General features: G+C 77.1%; 7 protein-coding genes. 3 read left to right on the top strand and 4 right to left on the bottom strand.

Features of this window, described 5'->3' with window-relative positions; translation table 11 throughout:
* Positions 1–54: 54 nt before the first annotated feature.
* Genes NT8_RS06855 through NT8_RS06845 form a run of 3 tightly spaced genes read right to left on the bottom strand, consistent with a single transcriptional unit; the run spans position 55 to position 2095 of the window.
* A complete protein-coding gene (locus NT8_RS06855) occupies positions 55–303 on the bottom strand; it encodes a hypothetical protein (protein WP_067965421.1) in 249 nt (82 codons plus the stop codon).
* Positions 300–596, bottom strand: coding sequence for a hypothetical protein (locus NT8_RS06850; protein WP_067965412.1), 297 nt, complete (start codon positions 594–596; stop codon positions 300–302). Before NT8_RS06850 ends, NT8_RS06855 begins: the two co-directional genes overlap by 4 nt.
* Positions 596–2095: a polymorphic toxin-type HINT domain-containing protein gene (locus NT8_RS06845; protein ID WP_169805192.1), complete on the bottom strand. Its 1500-nt coding sequence runs from the start codon at positions 2093–2095 to the stop codon at positions 596–598. Before NT8_RS06845 ends, NT8_RS06850 begins: the two co-directional genes overlap by 1 nt.
* Positions 2096–2222: 127 nt before the next feature.
* Between NT8_RS06845 and NT8_RS06840 the strand changes: the two genes are divergently transcribed.
* The 3 genes from NT8_RS06840 to NT8_RS06830 all read left to right on the top strand — a co-directional run bounded on the left by NT8_RS06840 (position 2223) and on the right by NT8_RS06830 (position 5328).
* Positions 2223–3803, top strand: coding sequence for an ABC transporter substrate-binding protein (locus NT8_RS06840; protein WP_067965408.1), 1581 nt, complete (start codon positions 2223–2225; stop codon positions 3801–3803).
* Positions 3804–3902: 99 nt separating this feature from the next.
* On the top strand, positions 3903–4289 hold the full coding sequence (locus tag NT8_RS06835; protein WP_067965404.1) for a VOC family protein: 387 nt from the start codon (positions 3903–3905) through the stop codon (positions 4287–4289).
* 46 nt (positions 4290–4335) lie between these two features.
* Positions 4336–5328 (top strand): ABC transporter permease, encoded by a 993-nt coding sequence (locus tag NT8_RS06830; RefSeq protein ID WP_245646064.1) that lies wholly within the window; start codon positions 4336–4338, stop codon positions 5326–5328.
* Positions 5329–5352: 24 nt separating this feature from the next.
* On the opposite strand, the gene NT8_RS06825 is transcribed toward NT8_RS06830, so the two are convergent.
* Positions 5353–7482 carry a beta-galactosidase gene (locus NT8_RS06825; RefSeq protein ID WP_084468702.1) on the bottom strand — a complete coding sequence of 710 codons (2130 nt, stop codon included), beginning with the start codon at positions 7480–7482 and terminating at the stop codon, positions 5353–5355.
* Positions 7483–7543: the final 61 nt, after the last annotated feature.

The raw sequence follows: 7543 nt of genomic DNA, 5'->3' as shown, positions 1-7543 counted from the left end.
TCGGCGGCGGAGGACGCCGCCGGCGCCCGCCGCCGTGTGCGGCCCCGTCGCGGCTCAGCCGCCCGGCGCGGCCGCGGCCCGGCGCACCGCGCGGCGCAGCGCGGCGCCGCCGTCGGTGTCGGCGGCGTGCCGCCGCACCAGCGCGTCGACCTCGGCGAGCAGCGCCGCCTCGGCCGGGCCGGCGCCCCACCCCTCGGGGTCGCGCCGCACGGCCGGGGCCAGGGCGGTGAACAGCAGGGCGAACTCGTCGGCGCGCAGCCGGTCCTCGGTGAAGGCGCGCAGGACGTCGTGCAGGGACCTCACGGTGCCCGCCCTTCGAGCGCGTCGAGTTCGGCGGCGACCTCGGCGACGCCCGCGCGCAGCTCGTCGGCGCCGATGAGGCCGCCGCCGACCTGGTCGGGGCGGTCGGTGTAGCACTCGGCGAGGTGCATGCCGCGGTTCAGCAGCAGGTAGGGCTCGCGGGCCAGGCCGGAGGAGGTGCGGGCGAGGTCGAAGAACACCCGGGAGAACTCGCCGGGCTCCAGGCGGCCGTCGAGGAAGGCGCGCATGCACGCGCGGAACGGGGCGGTGCCCGCCGGGCCGGCCGGGTCGGCCATCAGAGCACCCCGTCCCGGAGCAGGTACTCCAGCTGGTCGGTTCCGGGGTCGCTCTTCCACGCGCCGAGGACCTTGCCGACCTCGGGGCCGTCGGCGGCGACCGAGACGTGCTGCCCGGTGTCGGGGTCGACGTAGTGGTGGGCCGGCTGCCCGCGGAACGTGCCGGTGATCTTGGTGTTGTTGGGGCTGCGCATGAAGTGTCCCAGGGCCTCGATGTACTCCTGCCTGGTCTGCTTACCCCATTTCCCGGTGACACCGAAGTCGGCGGCGTGCTTGAAGTGGTGCTCGACGCGGTGGGGGTCCATCCAGATGTCCCCGCACCCGGGACCCGCGTTGTGGGTCAGCAGCTCGGCGCCGCCGACCGCGACGTAGTAGGTGTGCGGGTCGCCGACCGACAGGTTGTGGACGGTCGTCGGCACGGTCACGGGCGAGGCGGCGGCCACGGTCGCCCGGCCGCCGTCGGGGGTGCGCAGCAGGTCGCCCGAGCGGAGGTCGCCCGCGGTGGTCCAGGCGCCCGCGCCCGCGTCCCAGAACGGGTGGTCGGCGGTGGCGGTGACCACGCCCGCCGTCCGGCCGCCGGCGTTGACGGTGAGGTGCACCAGGTCCTTGCGGCCGGTGCCGGTGATCAGCGCGGTGACCTCGCGGGGCCCGGTGGCGCCGGTGGCGGGGTCGGTGGCCAGGACGTCGTCGCCGATCTCGACCTCGGCGATGGGCAGCCGGGTGCCGTCGGCCATCAGCACCGGGGTGTCGGCGGTGAAGCTGTTGGCCTCGCACTGGCGGAGCAGGCGGCTGCGCGCGGCCGACGCGTTGTCGAGGCGCTCCTGGGCGGAGTCGAGCGTGGAGCCGGCGCGCCGCCACCGGTTCCACAGCCGCAGGATCTTGGGGCTCTTGGAGACGAGCTTGGCGCCCTTGCCCCAGGGGGCCAGGCCGACGACGGTCCACAGGCAGGCCATGAGGTCGCCCTCGGTGAGGCACTTGCGCGCGTCCTCGATGCCGAGGATCTCGCCGAGCAGGGACAGCAGCTCGTCGTCGAGGCCGTCGTAGTCGGCCTGCGCGGCGGCGTGGGCGTCCTCGGCGTCGCGGAACTCCTGGTCGGCGGCCGCGACGTCGGGGTCGATCATCGGGTCGTTGAAGACCGACTCCGGCTCCTCGGCGCCGTCGGACGCCGACGGGTCGGGCGAGGGGTCGGTTGCGCCCTCGGTGGCGCTGCCGGTGGCGCCGTCCGTGGGATCGGGGGCGGGGTCGGCGGGGTCGCCGGCCGGGCCGTCGTCGGCGCCGGTGGGGCAGTCGTCGTCGCCCGCCACCCGGCACAGCGCGGTGTCGTAGAGGGCGCTGACATCGGTGGGGATGCCCATGGTCACCACGGCCGCGGTGACCACGGCGACGAGCATCACGACGGCGGCGTACTCGGCCTTGAAGGCGCCGGAGTCCGCGCGCCACACCCATCGCACCGGTCCGCCCTCCGTCCGCCGCAGGGGTGATCGTTCACGGAGCGTCATGCACCCGCACCTCAACGTACGGTCCGGCCGGGCGGGTCGTCAGCGCTTTGGCCACATGCGGGCGTCGACCGGGGGATCTCCGGAGCGTAGGGTTCGCAATTGCGAAGACTTTGCAATAGGAGGAGCCGTGACGCGGACCCCGCCCCTGCCCGCTCTGGCCGCGTGCCTGGCCCTGGCGGCCGCCGCCGGCTGCGCCGGCCCCGCCGCGGGCGGCGCCGCCGACGCCACCCTCACCTACGCGATCGGCGACGAGCCCGAGGAGTTCAACCCCGCCCTGGTCGACGAGCACCTCGACCCGGTGACCGAACTCGTCTTCCGCGGCCTCACCGGCCACGACGCCGACAACGAGGTCGTCCCCGCCCTCGCCGAGGACTGGACGGTCAGCGAGGACGAGCGCACCTACACCTTCGACCTGCGCGAGGGCGTCACCTGGCACGACGGCGCACCGTTCACCGCCGACGACGTCGTGTTCACCGTGGAGGCCGTGCGCGACGGGGACTTCGCCACCAGCAACAAGTTCGCCGCCGTCGAGGAGGTGCGCGCCGAGGACGACCACACCGTCGTCATCGAACTCGCCACCCCCGTCCCCGCCCTGCTCGACACGCTGTCGAACGGCGTCCTGCCCGAGCACCTGCTGGCCGGCCCCGGCATCGACGACCCCGCGTTCGGCGCCGCCCCCGTGGGCACCGGCCCGTTCCGGCTGGACGAGTGGCGGCACGGTGAGTACGCCGCCCTCAGCGCCTTCCCCGACTACTACGGGGGCGCTCCCGGGCTCGACGGCATCACGGTCGCCTACGTGCCCGACGCCGCCACCCGCCTCATGCGGCTGCAGAACGGCGAGGTCGACGCCGCCGCCCTGGAACCCCGCCAGGTCCGCGACTTCCAGGGCGGCGACCGCCACCGCGTGGAGGTGGCGCCCACCGCCGACTACCGGGCGATCATGTTCAACACCGGGCCGGACCACTGCTACCTCGACGCCGACTGCGCCGACCCCGCACCGCGCATCGCCATGGGGTACGCCGTCGACCGCGAGGCCGTCATCAGCGCCGTCCTGAACGGCTACGGGACCCCCGCCGCCGGGCCGCTCGACCTCAGCCCCTACCGCGTGGACGCCGCCGACGCCGTCCACGACCCCGAGCGGGCCGAGCGCACCATGACCGAGGCCGGGTACCGCCGCGGCGAGGACGGCGTCTGGGCCAAGGACGGCGAACGCGTCGCCTTCGACCTCACCACCTTCGCCGAGGACGGCGTCCGCACCGCCATGGTGGAAGTGCTCGCCACCCAGCTCCGCGAGCAGGGGTTCGACGTCACGGCCGACCCCCGGCCGCGCGACGCCGTCGACTGGGCCGCCGTCGACGCCTTCCTGATCGGCTGGGGCACGCCCTACGACCCGGACGGCTCCCTCTACGGCCCCTTCCACTCCTCCGAGGCGCTCGCCGAGGGCGGGTCCAACTACGGGAGCTACGCCGACGACGCCGCCGACGACGCGCTCGACCGGGGGCGCTCCACCGCCGACCCCGCCGTCCGCGCCGACGCCTACGCCGACTTCCAGCGGGCCATCGCCGCGAACCCGCCGTACGTGTTCGTCGCCTACCTCGACGCCGTCAACGCGGTCCCCGCCGACCTGCGCGGCGTCGAGCGGCGCACACTGGCCCACCACGGGTACGGGTTCTTCTGGAACGCCGAGGAGTGGTCGTACGAGGGGTGACGGCCCCGCGCCCCCGCCCCGCTGCCGACCCCGCCCCACTGCCGCCCCGCCCCGCCGCCCCCGGGTGCCCCGCACCCGCCCGCTGAGAGGACCCCGCGCATGCACCTGGGACTCGTCGCCCTGCTCGTCCGCGACTACGACGAGGCGATCGACTTCTACGTCGGCCGGCTCGGCTTCGACCTGCGCGAGGACACCGACCTCGGCGGCGGCCGCCGCTGGGTCGTCGTCGCCCCGCCCGGCGCCGGGGACGCCGCCGTGCTGCTCGCCCGCGCCGCCACCCCCGGGCAGGGCGAACGGGTCGGCGACCAGACCGGCGGCCGTGTCGGCCTGTTCCTGCACACCGACGACTTCGCCCGCGACCACGCCCGCATGGCGGCCGCCGGGGTGGAGTTCGAGGAGGAGCCGCGCCGCGAGTCCTACGGCACCGTGGCGGTCTTCCGCGACCTCTACGGCAACCGGTGGGACCTGATCGAGCTGCGGGCGTGAGCGGGGCGGCCGCGCCCCGGGCGGGCGGGCCCGGGGGCGGGCGGCCGTGACCGCGCGCCCGCTCGTCCGCCGCCTGGTGTCGGCGGTGCTGGTCGCGGCCGGCCTGTCGGTGTTCTGCTTCCTCGCCCTGGACCTCGCCCCCGGCGACCCGGCGCGGGCCGTGCTGGAGGCCCGCTCCGGCGGGCGGCCGGTGCCCGAGGAGCTGGTCGCCGCCCGGCGCGCCGAGATGGGCCTCGACGCCCCGCTGCCGGTCCGCTACGCCGACTGGCTCGGCGGCGTCCTCCGCGGCGACCTCGGCGCCTCGTACCTGCACGGCCGCCCCGTGGCGGCCGAGATCGGCGCGGCGCTGCCGTGGACGCTGCTGCTCACGGCGGCGGCCACCGTCCTCGGCCTGGTCGGCGCGGTCGCGGTCGGCCTGGTCGCCGGGTCGACCCGCAGCGCGGCGCTGCGGCGCGGCATCGAGCTGGCGGTCTTCGTGCTCGGCGGCACCCCGGGGTTCGTCGGGGCGCTGCTGCTGCTCTACGTGTTCTCGGTCCGGCTGGGCTGGTTCCCGTCGGGCGGCCTCGGCCGCCCGGGGGCGCCGCCGACCGCCGCCGCCGTCGCGTCGTCGCTGGTGCTGCCCGCGGCCGCCCTCGCCTTCGGCCACCACTTCGGGGTGTACGTGCGGCTCGTGCAGACCGGGGTCGCGCGGGTGCGCGGGTCGCCGCACGTCGTCGCCGCCCGCGCGCGCGGCGTGGCGCCCTGGACCGTGGCGGTGCGGCACGTGCTGCGCCCCGGCCTGGTGCCGTTCGCGGCCCGGTTCGGGGTCGGCACGGCGCAGGCGCTGGCCGGGGCCTACGCGATCGAGGTCGTCTTCGCCTGGCCCGGTATGGGGCGGCTCGCCCTGGACGCGGCGCGCGCCCAGGACTACCCGGTCCTGCTGGGGGTGGTGCTGGTGACCGGCGCCGTCGTCATCGCGGCGAACCTGGCGGGCGAGGCCGCCACCGCCCGGCTCGACCCGCGCGCCGCCGCCGGCCGCCCCGGCGCGGTGCCCGGCTGACCGCCGCGTCCGGCCGCGCGGCGGTCAGCCGGTCCGGGCGTGCAGCACGGCCCAGCCTCCCGCCGGGACCCGCAGGCCCGTCGCGGGGCGGCCGGTCACCAGGTCGACCGCGTCCGGCGGCAGCCCCGCGTCCGCAGCCGCCACCGGGTGCGCCGCCTCGGTGTGGTTGAGCACGAACGCCCACGCCTCGCCGGGGGCGCGGCGCCGCACGACCTCCAGGCCGGGCGGCCGGCCCGGCCCCGGGCCGGCGGCGTCGGCCAGGAGCCGGGCCAGGCCCGCGTCGGACAGGCCGGTCGACAGGTACCAGGCGATGCCCGTCCCGAACCGGTGGCGGGTGACCGCCGGGCACCCCGCGAGCGGGCCGCCGGTGTAGCGGACCACGGCCTCGGCGCCGGTGGTGTGCACGTGCTCGCCCCACCGCCGCCCCGTGCCGTACCCGGGCTCCGACAGCGGGACCTCCTCTCCGGGCGCCGGCGGATGGAACCGCTCCACGCGCACGCCGAGCAGGCCGCGCAGCGCGCCCGGGTACCCGCCGGTGCGCACGGTGCCGCGCGGGTCGGCCAGGCCGCTGAGGTGGGTCACGACGAGGGTGCCGCCCGCCTCGGTGTGGGCGGCCAGCCGCTCCGCCGCCGTGTCGGAGGTGAGGTACAGCGCGGGCACCACCAGCAGCGGGACCCGCGGCGGCACGGCGTCCGGCGCGGTGAACTCGACCGTGCGCCCCGACCGCCACAGGACGCGGTGCGCCTGGGCGGCGGCACCGGTGTGGTCGAGACCGGGGGCCGGCAGCGAGGGCAGGCCCAGCGCCCACTGGCACTCCGGGTCCCACACCACGGCGGCGTCGGCCGCCACCTCGGCGTCGCGCGCCCCGCCCAGCCGGGCGAGCAGCGCCCCGAGGTCGCACACCTCCCGGAACACCGCGGAGCCGGGTCCGGCGTGCGGCACCATGCCGGAGATCCACTGCTCGGCGCCGCCCCGCGACTCCCGCCACTGGAAGAACAGGGCCCCCAGCGAACCGCGGGCGACGTGGCCGAGGCCGTGCCGGACCAGTTCGCCCGGCGCCTTCGGCACGACCCGGCCCCCGGTGTAGACGACGCCCGCGGCCTGCTCCATCACCACCCACGGGTGGGCGGGGCGGTCCGCAGCGGGGGCCGCGCCGTCCGGGGCGCGCGCCGCCGCGCCGGCGCGCGCCCAGGAGCGGGCGAGGTCGGCGGCGAACGCGGTCTGCTCGGCGGCGGCCCGGCCCGGCCGGTCGGGGTAGTGGTCGACCGCCACCAGGTCCAGGTGCGGGGCCCACCGCCACGGGTCGACCGGGACCCAGTCGCCGAACGCGAAGTTCGTGGTCACCGGGACGCCGGGGGTGCGGGCGCGCAGCACGTCGCGCTGGGCGCGGTAGGCGCCCAGCATCGCGTCGGACAGGAACCGGCGGAAGTCGAGCACGTGGCCCGGATCGGACCGGTACTGCGTGGTGCGCGGCGGGAGCACCTGCGCCCAGTCGGTGACGCGGCGGCCCCAGAACGCGGTGGTCCACGCGTCGTTGAGGGCGTCCAGCCCGCCGTAGCGGTCCCGCAGCCAGTCGCGGAAGGCGCGGGCGACGTGGTCGCAGTGGCACCAGGTGCCGTACTCGTTGTGGACGTGCCACAGGGCCAGGGCGGGGTGGTCCGCGTAGCGGTCGGCCAGGGCGGCGGCCACCCGGACCGACGCCTCGGCGTAGGCGGGGGCGCAGACGCAGTAGGCGTCGCGGCTGCCGGGGGTGATCCGGACGCCGTCGGCGGTGACCGGCAGGGTGTCGGGGTACGCGGCGGAGAACCACAGGGGCGGTGACGCGGTGGGGGTGGCGAGGGCGGCCCGCACCCCGTTGCGGTGCAGGCGGTCGAGCACCCCGTCGAGCCAGGCGAAGGTGTAGCGCCCTTCGGCGGGTTCGATCAGCGGCCAGGCGAACACGCCGACCGTGGCCAGGGTGACCCCGGCGCGGCGCATCAGTGCCGCGTCCTCCGCCTGCGCGTCCTCGGGCCACTGCTCGGGGGTGTAGTCGCCACCGAACCACAGGGGGCCGCCGCCGGACGCCGGCCCGGCGGCGCCCTCGGACCGGGGGCGGGGGGCGGGGCGCGGCGCTCCTTCGGGGCGCTGGGGGCCGGACGGCTCTGGACCTCGCATGCGCGGCTCCTTATTTTGGATGGACAACAAACTAATCGGACTCCCCGTGCGCCGGAAGCCC

It is taken from the genome of Nocardiopsis trehalosi NBRC 14201 (assembly GCF_001552555.1).
Lineage (GTDB): Bacteria > Actinomycetota > Actinomycetes > Streptosporangiales > Streptosporangiaceae > Nocardiopsis_B > Nocardiopsis_B trehalosi.
This window is presented reverse-complemented; position numbering and strand designations above follow the sequence as displayed.

Bases quoted from the DNA above. Each gene is read 5' to 3' on its own strand.
- NT8_RS06850 (WP_067965412.1), bottom strand. From the start codon at position 596: ATGGCCGACCCGGCCGGCCCGGCGGGCACCGCCCCGTTCCGCGCGTGC.
- NT8_RS06845 (WP_169805192.1), bottom strand. From the start codon at position 2,095: ATGACGCTCCGTGAACGATCACCCCTGCGGCGGACGGAGGGCGGACCG.
- NT8_RS06835 (WP_067965404.1), top strand. From the start codon at position 3,903: ATGCACCTGGGACTCGTCGCCCTGCTCGTCCGCGACTACGACGAGGCG.
- NT8_RS06825 (WP_084468702.1), bottom strand. From the start codon at position 7,482: ATGCGAGGTCCAGAGCCGTCCGGCCCCCAGCGCCCCGAAGGAGCGCCG.